Origin of the sequence: Halorubrum sp. F4 (genome assembly GCF_027257195.1) — an archaeon.
Classification (GTDB): Archaea; Halobacteriota; Halobacteria; order Halobacteriales; family Haloferacaceae; genus Halorubrum.
This window is the reverse complement of sequence record NZ_JAPDFS010000001.1, coordinates 407068-422869: the sequence shown is the minus strand read 5'-3', so window position 1 is coordinate 422869 and position 15802 is coordinate 407068. Positions and strand designations below refer to the sequence as shown.

The following is a 15802-nucleotide window of genomic DNA, read 5'->3' as shown; positions in this document are numbered from 1 at the left end:
CCCTCAGCGATTCGATCGGTCGCTCACGTCGTCCCGGGCGGGATCGTTCGGACCGCCGTCGCTCCTCTCAGAACTATCGTCGCTGTCGTTCCGGTCGTCGCTGCCGTCCCTCTCCGTCTCGGGTCGGTGAGCCACGTTCGCGTCCGAAGGGAACCGGTCGACGGCGTACTCGCCGGTGTCGACGCGCTCGGCGGGCTCGGAGTAATCGCGCTCCGACGTCGAGAAGTCGGGCCGGACGACGCCGTCGGGGACGTCGAGGTCCTCGTCGCGTTCGGAATCCTCGTCGCGTTCGAGGTTCTCGGAGGCGTCGCGTCCCTCGGCGACGCGATCCGGGCCGGCGGGATCGGCGTCGTCGCCTTTCGCGTCCGCTTCGTCTCTCGCGGCGGGTTCCCCCTCGAGCCACTCGAAGGACGCCTCCGGCTCTCGACGGTCGCGAAGCGCCCGTTGGAGCCGCTCGCCGAGTTCCGCCCGGAGATCGGTAGCCTCGTCGATGTCGAAATCGACCGCCGCGGCGTCGCTTCCGACGAGCGACCCGGTCCCGGCGGTGTCGGCGATCACGGTCGCCACGCCCCATCGCCGCTGGAAGACGGACCGGCTGTCGATCACGTTCTGGACCCGGTAGTACGGAACCACTCGCACGCTGCGGCTCCAGAACCCGTTCCGAGTCACGAGGTGATCGTCGCCGAGCCAGTAGCCGCGGTGTTTCCACTTCAGGTGGGCGGCTGGCGGCACCGCCAAAAACAGCGCGGCGGGCGCGTACCACGGAATCTCGGCGGCAACGTACCAGTCGACCGCGAAGGCGACGCCGAGCAGAACGGCGACGACGAGGACGTACCGGACCGCATACCGCCAGCGGATCCGCCGTGGCGGTCGCCGGAACGACGGCTCGCCGAACGACTCGATCTCGTGTGCGAGCTCGTAGACGCGACCGGACCTCGCGATCGGGATCGCGGCCTCGCTCCCGTACTCGCCGCCCTGTCCGGGCGCGTATCCGGCGGTCTCGATCGAGAGGGTCGCGTATCCGAGCGCACGCTTCGCGGGGTTGTCCGAGACCGTCAGCGTCTGGACCTTCTCGGTCGGGATCGAGCCGCTGTACCGGCGGAACAGCCCGCGTTCGTACCGGAGCTCGTCGCCCGCCCGGGAGAGCCGGAAGCCGTAGTAGTTCGAGAAGGACACCGCCGCGCCGATTGCCCAGGAGACGAGGAACAGCGCCCCGGCGGCGACGACCGCCGCCGCGCTGAGCGCCAGCGCCGAGGTCTCCGGGAGGTATCCGGACAACACGGGAACGGACCCCGTTCCCGCGAACGCGAGGAGCCCGATGAGCCGGCCGTCGAACGACAGCGCCCCGACCAGGGCGAGCTCGCGCGGCGAGATGGCGAACAGGTCCTCCTCGACGGGTCCCGTCGGGTCGCCGACCGCGTCGTTTTCGTCCGAGGCCGATCCGGTCGACCCGGCCGACTTCCGCCGCTGGACCTCGCGCTGGAGCCGCGTGGCCTCCTCGGGAGTCACGAACCGGATCGACCCCTCGGTGCTCGATCCGCCCGCGGTCTCCAGATCGACGGCGGCGACGCCGATCGCTCGCTGGATCACGCTCCGGCTCACGTCGACGTTCTGTATCCGGCGGTAGGGGATCTCCCGCTCGCGTCGCGAGATCACGCCCGACCGGATGTCGAGGGTGTCCTCGGTGAGTTCGTACTCGAACCGTCGGTAGTACGCGATCTCGTACCCGCCGGCGACGAGGAGGACCGCGCCGACGGCGCCGGCGGCCGCCGGGAATCCCCATCCGCTATCGTTCACGACGAAGAAGAGGACGACGACGATCCCGGCCACCTTCTGGAGCGCGCGGTACGGGACCGACTGGGGAGCGAGTTTCACACCGCGTCCTCCCCGTCGGCGCGGATCGCCAGTCGCTTCAGCTCCTCGCGGAGGTCGCTTGCCCCGTCGGGCGTCAGCCCGGGGATGCGGACGTCGGCCCCGCGGGAGCCGGCGGTGTACACCACACACGAGGCCAGCCCGACGCCCCGCTCGACGGGGCCGCGCCGCGAGTCCACGTGCTGGATGCGGACGAGCGGGACCGTCGTCCTGACCTGCGTGATCACGCCGCGGTCGAGGTAGAGGGCGTCCTCGCGGATCTCGTAGCTCCACTGTCGGTAGCGGAGGATCGCGTGGACGACACCGAGAGCGACGAGGACTCCTCCCGTGGCGACCGGAGCCCACTCCGGGAGGTATCCGAAGTAGTACCCGCCGGCGACGGGGGCGGTGAGTATCGCGGCGGCGAGGACGGCGCGAAGGATCCAGACGATCCGTACGCGGGGATGGAGTCGCTGGGTCGTCATCGGCCGTCCTCCGTCGCGTGTCGAGGGCTCATGGTCCACCGTTGTCGACGACCGCTTATAAGATCCGGCGGAACGGGTGACCCGCCGTGTCGCCCCGGCCGTGTTCGTTCGGCCCTTCGTCTCGATCCCGCCCCATGCGTGTTATTTACACGCGCTCGCAATATTTGCGAAAGGAATATAATCGATCATGGAGGAATCCTCGATGATGGCCGACGATCCGTTCGAGAACATGCTCGCACAGATGGACCGCGCCGAGGAGTACGCGGACGTCGACCACGGCGTCTTCGAGCGGCTCAAACACCCCGAGCGGACGCTAAAGGTCACGCTCCCCGTGGAGTTGGAGTCGGGCGAGGTGGAGGTGTTCGAGGGGTTCCGGTGTCAGTTCGACGGCGCGCGCGGGCCGTTCAAGGGCGGCGTCCGGTATCACCCGACCGTCTCCCAGCGCGAGGTCGAGGCGCTCGCGGGATGGATGACCTGGAAGGCGGCGCTCGTCGATCTCCCGTACGGCGGCGCGAAGGGCGGCGTCATCTGTGAGCCGAAGGACCTCACCGAGCGCGACCTCGAACGGCTCACCCGGCGCTACACCGAGGGCATCCGCCGCATGATCGGCCCCGACGTCGACGTGCCCGCGCCGGACATGAACACGAACCCGCAGACGATGGCGTGGATGATGGACACCTACTCGATGTACGAGGGTTACACGGTCCCGAAGGTCGTCACCGGCAAGCCGCTGGAGATCGGCGGAACGCCCGGTCGCGTCGAGGCGACGGGCCGGGGCGTCTCGATCATCACCGAGAAGCTCTTCGAGTACCTCGAGCGGGACCTGACCGACGCGAGCATCGCCATCCAGGGCTTCGGGAACGTCGGCTCGAACGCGGCCCGCCTGCTCGACGACGCGGGCGCGCGGATCGTCGCGACCTCGGACGTGACCGGTGCCGCCTACGACCCCGACGGTCTCGACGTGGCCGCGCTGGGCGCACACGTCGAGGCGGGCGGCATGGTCGAGGAGTACGTCGCCGGCAACGTCCGCGGAACGGGAGTCGGCGACTCCTCCGGGGACGACGCCGACCTCGTCTCGAACGAGGAGCTGCTGGCGCTCGACGTCGACGTGCTCATTCCGGCGGCCATCGAGGGCGTGATCACCGCCGACAACGTCGACGACCTCCGCGCGAGCGCGATCGTCGAGGCGGCCAACGGTCCGACGACCGTGGCGGCCGACGAGACGCTCACCGAACGCGACGTTCCCGTGGTCCCGGACATCCTCGCGAACGCCGGCGGGATCATCGTCTCGTATCTCGAGTGGGTCCAGAACTCCCAGGAGTTCTCCTGGCCGCTCGAGACGGTCAACGTCGAACTCGAGCGTCGCATCGGCTCCGCGTTCGACGAGACCATCGAGCGCTACGACGAGGGGGAAGTCCCCGACCTCCGGACCGCCGCGTACACCCTCGCGCTCGAGCGCACCGCGAGCGCACACGAGTACCGCGGACTCTTCCCGTAGCGGATCACGGGGCGCGTCGTCCTTCCCGAACCACGCCTCGGTCTCACTCGCCTCCGGCCGGATCGTTCCCGTTCGCGTCCGATCCACCGTCTCCGTCTACGCCCGGTCGGCCGTCGTCCGCGTCCTTCCACTCGCCGAGGCCGGAGGGATCGAGGTGGACGTGGACGTCCCCGACGTCCTCCAGCCCGCGAAGCCGCGTGACGAGTTGCGTCTCGATGTCGTGGGCCCGTCGGAGCGTCATCTCGCCGTCGACCTCGACGTGGACTTCCACCTCCAGATCGGTCCCGTCGTAGAACACGCGGAGGTCGTGAACCCCGACGACCTCGGGATGATCGCGGAGCGTTCCGGTGATCCGATCGCGGTCGTCCGGCGGCGGGGCCGCACCGACGAGATACGTGACGTTCTCCCGCCCGATTTCGACGCCCTGGTACACGACGAGCAGGCTCACGACCGCGCCCGCGATCGGATCGAGGATCGGGACGTCGAGGAACACGCCGAACACGCCGATCACCGCGGCGACGGTGGTGTAGATGTCGTTGAGACAGTCGACCGCGAGCGCCGAGAGCGCGGTCGATCCCAGGTCCGCGTTCACCCGCATCGTGTACCAGTAGAGGACGTACATGTCGACGAGCGCGAACGCCAGGGCGCCGAGCAACAGCCGGCTGAATCGTACGTCGGTCCCGAACCGGATCCCCTCGATCGAACTCCACAGCAGATTGAGTCCGAGGAGGACGATCACCGCGCCGACGAAGAGGGCGGTCAGCGGCTCGATCCGCTGGTGACCGTGCGGGTGTTCCGCGTCGGCGGCGTCGTATCCGGACCCACCCCAGACGAACACCACGCCGCTGGCGACGAGATCGGCGACGGAGTGGGCCGCGTCGGCGACGAGCGCGACGCTACCGAACGCGAACCCCGCCGCCCCCTCGACGAGGATCTTCGCGGCGTTGCCGAGGACGTTCACCCCGGCGGCCCGCCTGAATCGTCGCTTCTCGTCGCCGACCGGGGGAGCCGTCATATCGGTGTCTCGCTCGCCATCGGTGTTAAGTGGTGCGCCCCGGCGCGAAGCCGACGGCGTGCCCGGGATCCGAGTCGATCCGCTATCAGATCCGATAGCCGAGGGTCGACGTTTAACCGTCTGGGGCGCCGAGAGCCGGCATGTACCGCAGCGAGCGCGCCCAGAGCGAGGTCCTCGGGACCGTGCTCCTTCTGGGGATCACGATCGCCGCCGTGACGGTCACGGTGGCGACGGGGAGCGTCGCGCTCGCGGCCGTCACCGACGAGGCGCAGACGGCGGGCGTCGAGAACGGGATGTCCCAGTTCACCTCCCAAGCCAGCCTCGTCGCCCTCGGCGAGACGGACGCCAAGCGGTTCGATCTGGGCTCGGTCGACGGCGGCGACCTCCGGCTCGACGAGGACGCCGGGCACGTCGAGGTCCGGATCGAGGGGGAGAACGGAACCGTGGCCAGAAACAGGTCCAGTCTCGGGACGCTGGTTTACACGGGCAAGGGTCGGGAGATCGCGGTCCAAGGCGGCGGCGTCTGGACGACGGACGGCACCCGCGGCAGGATGGTGTCGCCGCCGGAGTACCACTACCGAGGGGAGACGCTCACGTTCCCGATCGTCCAGTTGACCAGCAACGAAACCGCCCCGTCCCGAGGGACCGGCGTCGTTCGACGGACGACCGCCGGCGAGGAGGTCTTCCAGAACGTGTCGAACCCGCTCGAGAACGGGACCGTCGTCGTCGAGGTCCAAAGCGACTACTACGAGGGATGGTACGACTTCTTCAGTCAGCGGGCGGAGGGCGAAGTCACGAAGGACGACGCGAACCGGACGGCCACCGCACGGCTCGTCGTCCCCGGGAAGGTCGAGTTGGACAAGCCGCTGTCTCTCGGCAGTTCCGATACGGACACCGACATCCCGCTTCACGAGGACGACTACGAACTCGGCGCGTCCCACCCGTCACCGTCGCCGATCATCGACGAACGGATCGAGAACGCCTCGACGAACGGGCAGCCGATCGGGAACTGTTTCAACGCCAGCACGTGTTCCTCCGGACTCTACTACGCCGATAGCGACACTGCGTTGAGCGGAGACGTCGACTTCAATACGACCGGCGGAAACGTGACGCTCGCGATCGACGGCGACTTCGACATCGGCGGCAACGACCTCCAGATCACCGACGGAACGGACAACGTGGTCAAGTACTACGTCAACGGTAGCCTGGAGCTCAACAACCCCACGATCGGAACCGAGGCGTCGTCGGTCGACGCCCGACGGACCCAGTTCTACGTGAACGGCGGGGTTGCGGAGAACACCAACGGGATCGGGAACGCGGAGATCGACGCGATCATCTACGCCCCGAACGCGAACGTGGAGGCGAACGGAAACCCGACGCTCAGAGGGGCGTTCGTGTTTGACCGGCTCGATCTCGGCGGCGCGTCCTCGATGTCATACGACACCGATCTGGGTGCCCTCGAGTTGACGATCACCGGCGGGGCGGGGCAGAACCCGATCACGTACCTCCACGTGAGCCGGAACGAGATCGAACTCCGGTTCGACTGAGAACGGGTTTTGGCGGATCGATGGCGTGACGTCGACCGAGTTTTCCTTCCTATCCACTCCCCGACTCACTCATCCTCCGACCGTCTACCGACGGTACGACACGTCCTCTACCGACGGTACGACACGTCCACGACGATCACGCGCACGTACACCGTTTCGTCGTGTTTGACCGTCGCGACCACCTCGTCCGTGCCCGTCGAGACGTTGGCGAACCGGTCCGTCCCGTTGAGATATCTCCCCCACGCGTTGGCGCGGGAGGAGTCGATCCTGACTCTAATATCGTACGGACCGACGTTCTCCTCCGGAAACTCGAACCGACGCACCTCGCCCACGGAGGCGGATATCTGAACCGTTCCCTCTCCGGTCGCGGTCTCGGGGCCGTCACCGGATCGGGTCCGTACGACGGTGATCACCGTGCGGTTCGAACCGTTCTCCGCCGAGACGAACCGGGGTTCCGAACGGAACAGCGTCGTGTTCCCGTCCGTCCGGAACCGCGCCCCCATGTCGTAGCCGATCGTCGTCTCCCCGCGGGTGTACGTCACCGCGCTGGAGTTCGCCCGCGTTACGTTTTCGCTGACACGCGTCCCGTTGTGGACCTGTTCGACCGTGACGTTCGTTTTCGACGACAGCGAGAGCTCGCCGCCGCTGAGCCGGACCTCGGTCGCTCGGCTCGGGTCCCCGTACCGTTCGAGGTCCCGGACGTTGTCGTCGAACACTTCGAACGCGCGCTCGACGTTCTCGACGCGTTCGGCGTCCCGTCGGTCCTCGATCCCACCCATTCCGATGGCGAACACCGACGTGATCGTCGCCGTGACCAGCGCGAACACGAGCACGTATCCGACCACGTCGCTGACTCCCCGCTCGTCGAGGAAGGGGGCCCGTCGACCCGCGCGACCGCGGCGATCGGGGCTCATCGCTCACGCACCACCAGGGATCCGTTGTTCGGGTCGGTGCGGTCGGGATCGTACGCGATCCGAACCGGTCCCCCGCGGGTCGTCGCCCGGTCCACCGTCGTGTGTGACCGGTGGGGAACTCGGACGATCACCTCCGGGCGGCTCGTCCGGACGACGACCGTCTCGTTAGTGACCTCGATCGTGTACGGGATCCCGGCGGTCCTCCCCGGGAGGTCGACGTCCACGGCGGCGGTCGCGTTCGCGTTCCCGGGGTCGAGGTCGGGGTCGGTCCGTCCCGCCTCCGCCAGCCTGGCGAGCCGGTCCGCGCCCTCGATCTCGGCCGCGAGCTTCTCGCCGACGACCGTCAGGTCGCCGCGGACCGCCCTGTCGGTCTGGGAGTCGACGACGCCGCCGACGCCGATGACGACCCCCGAGAGCAACACGGCTCCGATGGCGAGCGTCAACACGTACCCGACGGTCGTGCTCACCGCCCGGTCGTCGCTACGGAGTGGTCCGCTCTGTTGGGCAGGGTCACGCATACGGCTCACCCGGGGCGACCCGGACCGTCGTCTCGAACCGGAAGTCCGCCGTTCGGTAGCGGAGGTCGACCGTCGCGTCGTAGACGGCGGGAGAGACGCCCGCATGGTCGGCGTCGGGATCGGCCCCGGTCGGTCGCGGCCTGACCGTCGCGGTCGCGGTTCCGTCGGCCGCGTCCGCGTTCCCGAAGTCGATCGCGTACGGATTCGACGGCGCGAGGAGCGCCGAGGGCCAGACGCCGAGACAGGGCGTGTCGTTGAGGCGTTCGCCGGTGAGATCGAGTCGGACCTCGTCACCGGGATCGACCGCGACCGAACACCGTTCCGTCGGCGTCGCGCCGTCGCTTCCGTTCGCGACGACCACCTCATCATTTCCGTTCCGATAGACGTACACCTCCTGACTCTCCGAGAGAGCGGAACCGTTGAACGCGACGTGGAACGCCTCGTCGGTCGCGTTCGCCGCGGTGGTGTTATTCACGCTGTCGAAGTCCAGCGTGAACTCCCTCGTTCGGTCGACGCCGCCCGCGAACGTGTATTCCGTCGCGTTCGTCGCGTTCGCCAGCGACGTGGCGTTGCCGTCGGTCGTGACGTACTTCCCTCTCGTGAGCCGCGAGTCGTTGGTGGCGAGGTGGACCGTTCCGCCACGGTCCGCGTAGCTCCGCGCCATCCGCCGGTCGAGGTCGGCGACGCCGTCGACGACGGTCCCGGTCGCGGCGGCGTGGTCTCCCGGTTTCGCCCGGTTCGTCGCGTCGATCAGCTCCCCGACCCCCCCGACCGCGGTCGCCCTGACGTCCGCCGCCTCGCGGTCGGCTCCCTCGACCCCGCGCGTGGCGAGGTTCTCGCCGTAAATGGTGGCGTTCAACAGGACGACGAGCACGACGAGCGAGACAGCCATCACGAGTCCGGCGACGACCAACATCTGCCCGCGGTCGGTCTCGCGGAACCGTCGTCCGTCCGGCTGGTGGGGGATCACATCCGCCATGTGACGATGCGCACCTCCAGGTGGTTGTACGTCGGGCCGTCGTCGACGGGCGGGGCGTAGAACTCCCCGTCGGGGTCGGCCGCGACTTCCGCGAGCATCCGGTTCTCGAATCCCGGGGCAGTCAGAGCGGTGTCGTTCGACACGGTGATCGTTCGGCTCGCCGTCACGGCGTTGTCGCTCGGCGTTCCCATGTCCACCATCTCCTGTCGGTTCACCGGTGTCCCGTTGTAGGACGTCGGGTCGACGTGATAGCGGACGTGGACGTTGAACGCGATCCGCTGGTCGAGAAAGGTCCGATCGAGGGCGTCCCCGAAGTCGTTCGGCGGTCCGCCGGCCGCGTAGTAGTCGCGGTCCTCGCTCCGCGAATTGAACCCGAGCGAGTCGGTAGTGTTGTTTCCGGGATGCCAGTCGAGGACGGCTTCGCGGAGGTCCCCGTTGGCGGCGCTCGTCTCGAGGAGGTCGGTCGCGGCCGCCCGCTGTTGGTTCTCGATGTGCTGGTTCGACGTACTGGCGGAAAGCGGGGTCACGGCCGTCGCCTGGAGCGCGAAGGTGAGCCCCGCGACGAGCAGGATCGCCGCCACGAACGCCTCCAACGTGTGGGCCTGTCCGCGGTCGTCGAGGCCGATCCGGATGGAACGGGAGTGAGACATCGTCACCACACCCGCACCGTCAGACGGTACTGAGCCCCGTTCAGCGAGACGATCCGGCGGGAGACGGTGACGTCGTCGACGACGAACCTGGGATCGGCGGTCGACCGATGGAGGCTGACGTTCTCGACGGTTCCGGCCCGCGTCTCGACGTCGAGTCCGTCGGCGCCTTCCGTCGGCGCGGTTTCGTTGAGGTCGTGGACGACGATCTGGACGTCGTCGTCGGTCCCGAACAGCACGGCGAGGTCGGTGTCGGCGTCGAACGGGCAGCCGGTGTCGTTCGCGAACGGTGCGTCAGGTGCGAAGAACGCGACGGTACACGCCGGCGAGAGGACGCCCGGTCGGGTCGGCGCGTGGACCGCGGTGGCCTCGCCGGAGACGTTCGTGGAAGCGCCGAGCAGGTCGACGGTCCCGTCGGCGATCCGGTCCGAAACGAGCGGCGAGGCGGTATCGGCGACGGCGAACGGCTCGAAGAGCGTCGGAACGAACGCGATCACGAACGCGAGCGTCACCAGGAACACGCCGGCACCGACCGCGAAGTCGATCTGGGTCTGGCCGCGGTCGTTTCGGCGGCTCCGGCCCGCTCGGCGACTCCCGCCCGCGGCGGAGACCCTTCGGAGTCGCTCACCCGACATAGATCCACACCCCCAGCGCGAGCGTCATCAGGGCGACGGCGAACTTCACTCCGGAGAGGAGCTCCGCGTTCCGGATGTATCCGGCGATGAACCCCGAGAGCACGGCCTGGATCGTCACCGCGTGAAAGAACAGCATCGAGAGGGTGTCGGGATCGACGCCTCCGCCGCCGAACCCGCCCCCGCCGCCGGCGACGGCTCCGCCACCGCCGGAGGCTCCCTCCGCACCCTGTGCGAGCCCGCCCATCACGTCGATGAACTGCGTCTGGAGGATGGCCATCACGCCGAGCAGCGTGACGTACGTCATGATGATGATCGCCACCTGCATCCGGGTCCGCGACCGCCGCTCCCGCTCGATGTCGTCCTGGTTCTCGGAGGCCTGTGCCGCGGTGGTCAACACGTCCGTGATCTGTGAGGAGGCCTCCTGTGCCTCGGCTATCAGCTTCACCGTCCGCGCGAGCCGCGGGACCGCGTACTTGTTGTTGAACTCGACGAGCGCGTCGCGCAGGCTCATCCCGTAGTTCACCTTGGCGTGGATCACCTCGAACTCCTCCGCGAGCGTTCCCGAGGAGGTGTCCGCGACGGTCCGGACGGACTCGAGAAGCGTCTGTCCCGTGTCGTTGGCCGACGACAGCTTCCGGAGGTTCTCCGAGAGCTTCCCCGTTACCGACCGCTTGGCGCGCTGGTCCCACTCGTAGAACGTCGCGAGCGGGATCAGCGTCAGGTACGCCGGGACGTACACCCAGAGGAACGCCGACCAGACCGGGGCACCGACCCAGCCGTCGAAGGTCGTCGGGGCCGCCTCCGCACCGACCGCGACCGCCAGGAGCGCCAGCGTGGCCGGGACGGTCAACGCGAGGGTGTAAAGCGGGTTGTCCCGGAGGAAGTGGTGTGGTGCCGCGAGGATCTGCTTGGTCTTGTAGGTCCCCTCACGGTCGCGGATCCGGTCGAAGACGCTGCCGCGGCCGACGAACGCCTCGATCAGCCCGAAGTGGAGCAGTCCCTCGCGGCTCGTCTGTCGGAGCCGGTCGCTGCCGCCGTCCGGCCGGAGGAAGCCGTCCCCCGGCTCGTCCTGTTTCACGGTCGAGACCAGTACGAGAAAGCCGATCCCCGTGAGCGGGATGAGGGCGTACACCGTCGCGTACAGCAGTCGATCGTCGGACTCGCCCATCATCCCCATGATCACGAGGATGATGATGAGAAGCAACGGGAAGAGCGAGAGCGTCATGTACATCTCCCCGAACAGCTCCAGCGTCTCGAGGGTCATCTCTCGCTCCTGTTTGGACGTCCGGAGGTGTTTCTCCTTTTTGTCCTTCAGGAACGGCTCCATCTCGCCGCCGGAGTTGACGATCGAGAGCATGTCGGCGAGGAACTGTGACAGGTCCTCGGAGGGCGTCTCCATCGACTGTTTTCGAAGCGCATTCCGGTAGTCGGTCCCGAAGTACTCCGTCTCGTTGATGATGCTCTGGAACTCCCGTGACACCTCCCCGTAGGTGTCCTCCGCGGTCGCCATCGCCCGCAGGATCTCGAGCTGGTTGAGCCCGCCGACCGATAACGCGTACATGAAGGAGACGGAATCGGCGAGCAGCATGTTGATCTCCCGCTCCCGGCTCGCCGACCGCGAGTACGGGACCGCGAGCAGTCCGCCGAAGCCCGTCGCGAACCCGATCGATCCGAAGACGACGCCGCTGACGAGGACCGCCCCCGGGACCACGAGCGACCGCATCAGCTCCCGAGCGCCCGGGTTGGGTGCGGGGATCCCGAGCGACAGCGCCTCCGGCGAGAGCACTCCGAGCGCGAACACGCCGTACCCGAGAAGCGTTCCGACGACGGCGAGGGCGACGCCGACCAGTACGCCCACTCCGAGCGCCCGGGAGACGTACATCTCGACCGGGTCGGGCATCCGCGCCTCCGCGAGTTTGCGCTCGACGTCGCCGACGAGGTCGCCGTCCGGATCGAAGAGCAGGCCGAAGACCGGATAGAAGAGCTGTCCGAGGAGGTCGCCGTCGACCGAATCGGCTCCGACGCCTGCGTCGAGGCTCATCGACGCCCTCGGCGGGATCTCACGGTGCTATCCCCCCTCCTCGGCCGGCTCGACGGCCTCGAACCCCCACCCGTCGTCGACGGGCTCGGCATCGTCGTCGGCCGCGTCTTCATCATCGGCCGCGTCCCCCTCATCTTCGCCTTCATCTTCGGCCACGTCTTCCTCGTCCTCGCCTTCATCCTCGGTTGCGTCCCCCTCGTCCTCGACGTTATCGTCGGCCATGCCTTCCTCGTCCGAACCCTCATCCTCTACCACGTCTCTCCCGTCCTCACCCTCATCGTGAGTCGCCTCCTCGCCGTTTCGCCCGCCTACTTCCCCGTCGCCGGCCTCCCGCGCGTCGCTCTCCTCCCGTGTGGACTCGCTTTCGTCCCACTCGCGATCGATCGCCTCCGTCGGCGGATTCTCGGACGACCCGGCGTCTCCGAGGAGGCCGTCCGTCTCGGTTTCCGGGTCGGACACGGGTCCGACCACGTCGATCCCGTCGTCGAAGGATCGTCCGAAGTCGATCCCGCCGCCGGCATCTGCGTCCGACCCCTCCCGATCCACGGTGAAACCGTCACTGGGGCCGTCCACGCGGTCGTCACCCCCGGCCGTCGGCTCGGCTGCGTCCGCCTCGAACTCGGCTGCATTCGCCTCGAACGCGGCCGCGTCCTCCGCTATCTCCGCGAGGACCTCACGCTCGTCGTCGGGGTGGGCCTCGACGCCGGGGGCGGGGTCGACCGCGAGCAGCGCGCCGGCGACCGAGTCGGGGACCGAGCCGCGGTAGGTCTCGAACATCTCCTCGGCGTCCGCGAGGATCGCTGCCGCCTCCTCGCGACCCGTCTCGTCGGGGTCCGGTCGCGGAACCATCGCCTCCTTGTCTCGGTCGACGTCGATCAGGACCGACTCCATCTCCCGGAGGTCCTCCAGGGACCGCTCCAGTTCGTCGTTGGCCATCAGCGCGAGCACCGTCTCCGGGTCGTTGATGAACGCCTGGAACGTCGCGGCCACCTGCGCGTAGCTGTTGAGCCCGCGGTCGATGAGGTACGCTAACACGACTCGACGCTTGCGGAGCTCGTCGTCCAGCGTCGCCCGGCTCCACCCGCGGTCGAACATGATCTCCTCGAGGACGTTCGAGTCGCCCATCCGGAGGAACTCGTCGGTCTCGGCCTGCCACTGGAAGACATCCTGGACGTTGATCTCGTCGTTCTCGGCGTCGTAGTGGTTGATCTCGGTGATCGACTTGTTCCGGCGCACCTTCCTGCCCTGGACCCGCGTCGACGTCTGGATGGAGACCAGATCGAGCGCCGTGAACATCGTCTTCGAGACGTTGATCGGATCGGTGGTGAAGCGCTTGAGCACCTCGCCGACGGAGTCGGCGTGGAACGTCGTGTAGGTGGTGTGGCCCGTCGACATCACCTGGAAGGCGGTCCGACCCTCCTCCCCGCGGATCTCGCCCATCACGATGTAGTCCGGGCGCTGGCGGAGCGCGGCCTCGAGCAGGTCGAACTCGTCGACGTCTCCCTTGTCGTCGTCGGAGAAGGAGGGTCGCGTCACCGACGCTATCCAGTTGCGCTGGGGCAACTCGACCTCGCGGGTGTCCTCGATCGAGACGATCTTCGCGTTCGAGGGGATGAAGAGCGACACCGCGTTCAGGCTCGTCGTCTTCCCGGAGGCGGTCCCGCCGGCGAAGATCAGGTTCTTGTTGTTCTCGATACAGAGCCAGAGGAACGCCATCTGGTCGAGCGAGAACGTCTTCCAGTTGATCAGGTCGATCGGCGTGAACGGGATGTCGTTGAACTGCCGGATGGTGTAGTTGGTTCCGTGGTCCGAGACCTCCCGGCCGAGCGTGAGCTGTGCCCGCGAACCGTCCGGGAGGGTCGCGTCCACCTGCGGGCGGCGCTTCGAGATCCCCTTGCCGGACCGCTGGGCGAGCTTCACCACGAAGTCGTCGAGCTCGTCCGTGCCGTGGTAGACGTTGGTGATGATCTGCTCGTAGTCGGCGTGGTAGACGAAGACCGGCGACTCGTACCCGTCACAGGAGATGTCCTCCACGTTGATGTCGTGTTTGATCGGGTCGATCCGCTCGTACCCGATGAAGTCGCGTTTGAGGTAGTACAACAGCTTCTCCACCTGATACGCCGAGAGGGTCCGTGCGTCGTCCTCGAGTATCGCCGGCTCCGGACGCACGCTGATCCTTACGGGAGCGTCCTCGTCGCTCGCGGCGTCCCCGTCGCCCGCCGGACGGTATCCGATCGCCTCGGCGAGCCGGCCCGGGAGACCCTCGGTCGGGTCGATCCCGAGCCGGTCGAAGTCGATCCCCAGCCGGTCGAGTCGGTCGAGGAGGTCCGTCACGAACTCGTCGGTTCCTCCCGTCTCCTCGTAGAGGCCGTATCGGTCGAGCAGCGCTCTGGTCTCCTCGGCGATGACGCCCTCGCGGAACGCCTCGTCGCCGCCCGCGATGGACTCGTCCGCGTACTTGATCGAGGTACGGAGCTTTCCCGTGAGGAACTCGGTCAGGTCAGTCTCGATCCGCGTCAGATACGGCTGGACCGCGTAGTACTTCCGCTCGTTCTCCTTCGTCGAGCGGAACACGATCACGAACGCGTACGGCTCGTTCACCCAGTAGCGCTCCTCCTCGCGGAAGTGGGCCTTCTTCGGCATCGGGACCGCCTTCTCGAGGTCGTAGCGGTTCACGAGGGTGGTCGACCCGTCCGCCGTCGAGAAGAACGCGTCCTCGTCGATCTCCGGGTCGACGTCGACCGTCCGCTCGTCGACCAGCTCGGCGAGTTCCTCGGCCGCGTCCCCGCCCGAGGAGAGGGCCTCGTCGATCCGGTCCGGATCGAACCTCAGCGCGTCGGCCTTGTCCCGGTGAGTGAACGACAGCGGCTCCCCCTCCTCGTCCGTGGGCGGGTTCCCCTCCTCGTCGTAGAAGTACTCGTCGGCGTAGTCGTCCCAGGTGTAGTACCCCTTGAGCACCGGTACCTCGTAGAGGTTATACCGGGCGTGACACCGGTCCCACAGGAGGTCGCCGACCGCGACCGCCCCCCGGACCCGATCGTTCGTCTCCGTCGGATCGAACCCGAGGAACTCCGTCGGATCGAACGCGACGCGTTCCCAGTCGAGGTCGGTCGGCGGACCGGCCGGCACGGGCTCGACGTCCGTTCCCGAGACGACGACGGAGCCCGGGACTCCGTTCGTGTCATCCACCCCGTCGGCCCCGGCGTTCGAACCGTCGGCCCCGACGTTCGAACCGTTGCCCCCGGCGTCCGGGTCGTCGGGGGCGTCTGAGCCGCCGAAACCGTCGTCGAAGACGGCTCGACCGTCGACGACCACGTCGCGGTCCCCGACGACGAGCGCCCCCTTCTCGGGGGTGCCGTGACCGTCGACGGCGGTCGAGCCGTCCGCCAGGAAGGGCTCCACGACGCCGACCGCACGGACGACGGGGCCGTCGGGGGCGTCGAACCTCCCCTTGATCGCGCTCGCCGGCACCGAGGGGACGTTGGGGATCCACTCGTACAGCACGGACGCGACGTCGTCCCTCCCTCGTTCCACGAGGAAGTCGTGCCAGGTGTACCGGCCGACCCTGGCGACGTCGGCGGACGGTGGCGTCGCTCCCGCCCTTCCGTCGTCACCCTCCGGGGAAACTGGCGAACGCTCCGTGCCGCCTCCGTTCATGAGTCGGTACACTCC

The 15802-nt window shown here is 68.0% G+C and carries 12 protein-coding genes; 2 read left to right on the top strand and 10 right to left on the bottom strand.

Translation table 11 applies throughout. The annotated features are described in order from the left end of the window. Nucleotides 1–3: 3 nt before the first annotated feature. Nucleotides 4–1875 carry a PH domain-containing protein gene (locus OKW78_RS02100; protein ID WP_281193687.1) on the bottom strand — a complete coding sequence of 624 codons (1872 nt, stop codon included), beginning with the start codon at nucleotides 1873–1875 and terminating at the stop codon, nucleotides 4–6. Next, nucleotides 1872–2336 (bottom strand): PH domain-containing protein, encoded by a 465-nt coding sequence (locus OKW78_RS02095; protein ID WP_281193686.1) that lies wholly within the window; start codon nucleotides 2334–2336, stop codon nucleotides 1872–1874. The genes OKW78_RS02100 and OKW78_RS02095 overlap by 4 nt, the downstream gene beginning before the upstream one ends. 205 nt (nucleotides 2337–2541) lie before the next feature. On the opposite strand from OKW78_RS02095, the gene OKW78_RS02090 reads away from it, so the two are divergent. Then, entirely contained in the window at nucleotides 2542–3834 is a 1293-nt protein-coding gene (locus OKW78_RS02090; RefSeq protein ID WP_281193685.1) for a Glu/Leu/Phe/Val dehydrogenase, read from the top strand. A 43-nt stretch (nucleotides 3835–3877) separates the two neighbouring features. Here OKW78_RS02090 and OKW78_RS02085 read toward each other — a convergent pair whose 3' ends face one another. Next, complete coding sequence (locus tag OKW78_RS02085; protein ID WP_281193684.1) at nucleotides 3878–4849, bottom strand: cation diffusion facilitator family transporter; 972 nt, start codon at nucleotides 4847–4849, stop codon at nucleotides 3878–3880. Nucleotides 4850–4989: 140 nt separating this feature from the next. On the opposite strand from OKW78_RS02085, the gene OKW78_RS02080 reads away from it, so the two are divergent. Further along, on the top strand, nucleotides 4990–6396 hold the full coding sequence (locus OKW78_RS02080; RefSeq protein ID WP_281193683.1) for an archaellin/type IV pilin N-terminal domain-containing protein: 1407 nt from the start codon (nucleotides 4990–4992) through the stop codon (nucleotides 6394–6396). Between the two features lie 107 nt (nucleotides 6397–6503). Here OKW78_RS02080 and OKW78_RS02075 read toward each other — a convergent pair whose 3' ends face one another. Genes OKW78_RS02075 through OKW78_RS02045 form a run of 7 tightly spaced genes read right to left on the bottom strand, consistent with a single transcriptional unit; the run spans nucleotide 6504 to nucleotide 15787 of the window. After that, the gene (locus OKW78_RS02075; RefSeq protein ID WP_281193682.1) at nucleotides 6504–7310 is read right to left on the bottom strand and encodes a hypothetical protein; all 807 of its coding nucleotides are present in this window, start codon (nucleotides 7308–7310) and stop codon (nucleotides 6504–6506) included. Further along, the gene (locus OKW78_RS02070) at nucleotides 7307–7828 is read right to left on the bottom strand and encodes a hypothetical protein (protein ID WP_281193681.1); all 522 of its coding nucleotides are present in this window, start codon (nucleotides 7826–7828) and stop codon (nucleotides 7307–7309) included. The genes OKW78_RS02075 and OKW78_RS02070 overlap by 4 nt, the downstream gene beginning before the upstream one ends. Continuing rightward, the gene (locus tag OKW78_RS02065; RefSeq protein ID WP_281193680.1) at nucleotides 7821–8807 is read right to left on the bottom strand and encodes a hypothetical protein; all 987 of its coding nucleotides are present in this window, start codon (nucleotides 8805–8807) and stop codon (nucleotides 7821–7823) included. Before OKW78_RS02065 ends, OKW78_RS02070 begins: the two co-directional genes overlap by 8 nt. Next, complete coding sequence (locus tag OKW78_RS02060) at nucleotides 8795–9457, bottom strand: hypothetical protein (RefSeq protein ID WP_281193679.1); 663 nt, start codon at nucleotides 9455–9457, stop codon at nucleotides 8795–8797. Before OKW78_RS02060 ends, OKW78_RS02065 begins: the two co-directional genes overlap by 13 nt. 2 nt (nucleotides 9458–9459) lie before the next feature. Continuing rightward, on the bottom strand, nucleotides 9460–10089 hold the full coding sequence (locus OKW78_RS02055; RefSeq protein ID WP_281193678.1) for a hypothetical protein: 630 nt from the start codon (nucleotides 10087–10089) through the stop codon (nucleotides 9460–9462). Continuing rightward, nucleotides 10079–12130, bottom strand: coding sequence for a type II secretion system F family protein (locus OKW78_RS02050; protein ID WP_281193677.1), 2052 nt, complete (start codon nucleotides 12128–12130; stop codon nucleotides 10079–10081). Before OKW78_RS02050 ends, OKW78_RS02055 begins: the two co-directional genes overlap by 11 nt. Nucleotides 12131–12157: 27 nt before the next feature. Further along, nucleotides 12158–15787: an ATPase, T2SS/T4P/T4SS family gene (locus tag OKW78_RS02045; RefSeq protein WP_281193676.1), complete on the bottom strand. Its 3630-nt coding sequence runs from the start codon at nucleotides 15785–15787 to the stop codon at nucleotides 12158–12160. Nucleotides 15788–15802: the final 15 nt, after the last annotated feature.

Bases quoted from the DNA above. Each gene is read 5' to 3' on its own strand.
- OKW78_RS02090 (WP_281193685.1), top strand. From the start codon at position 2,542: ATGGCCGACGATCCGTTCGAGAACATGCTCGCACAGATGGACCGCGCC.
- OKW78_RS02050 (WP_281193677.1), bottom strand. From the start codon at position 12,130: ATGAGCCTCGACGCAGGCGTCGGAGCCGATTCGGTCGACGGCGACCTC.
- OKW78_RS02085 (WP_281193684.1), bottom strand. From the start codon at position 4,849: ATGACGGCTCCCCCGGTCGGCGACGAGAAGCGACGATTCAGGCGGGCC.
- OKW78_RS02095 (WP_281193686.1), bottom strand. From the start codon at position 2,336: ATGACGACCCAGCGACTCCATCCCCGCGTACGGATCGTCTGGATCCTT.
- OKW78_RS02045 (WP_281193676.1), bottom strand. From the start codon at position 15,787: ATGAACGGAGGCGGCACGGAGCGTTCGCCAGTTTCCCCGGAGGGTGAC.
- OKW78_RS02065 (WP_281193680.1), bottom strand. From the start codon at position 8,807: ATGGCGGATGTGATCCCCCACCAGCCGGACGGACGACGGTTCCGCGAG.
- OKW78_RS02055 (WP_281193678.1), bottom strand. From the start codon at position 10,089: ATGTCGGGTGAGCGACTCCGAAGGGTCTCCGCCGCGGGCGGGAGTCGC.
- OKW78_RS02080 (WP_281193683.1), top strand. From the start codon at position 4,990: ATGTACCGCAGCGAGCGCGCCCAGAGCGAGGTCCTCGGGACCGTGCTC.
- OKW78_RS02060 (WP_281193679.1), bottom strand. From the start codon at position 9,457: ATGTCTCACTCCCGTTCCATCCGGATCGGCCTCGACGACCGCGGACAG.
- OKW78_RS02070 (WP_281193681.1), bottom strand. From the start codon at position 7,828: ATGCGTGACCCTGCCCAACAGAGCGGACCACTCCGTAGCGACGACCGG.
- OKW78_RS02075 (WP_281193682.1), bottom strand. From the start codon at position 7,310: ATGAGCCCCGATCGCCGCGGTCGCGCGGGTCGACGGGCCCCCTTCCTC.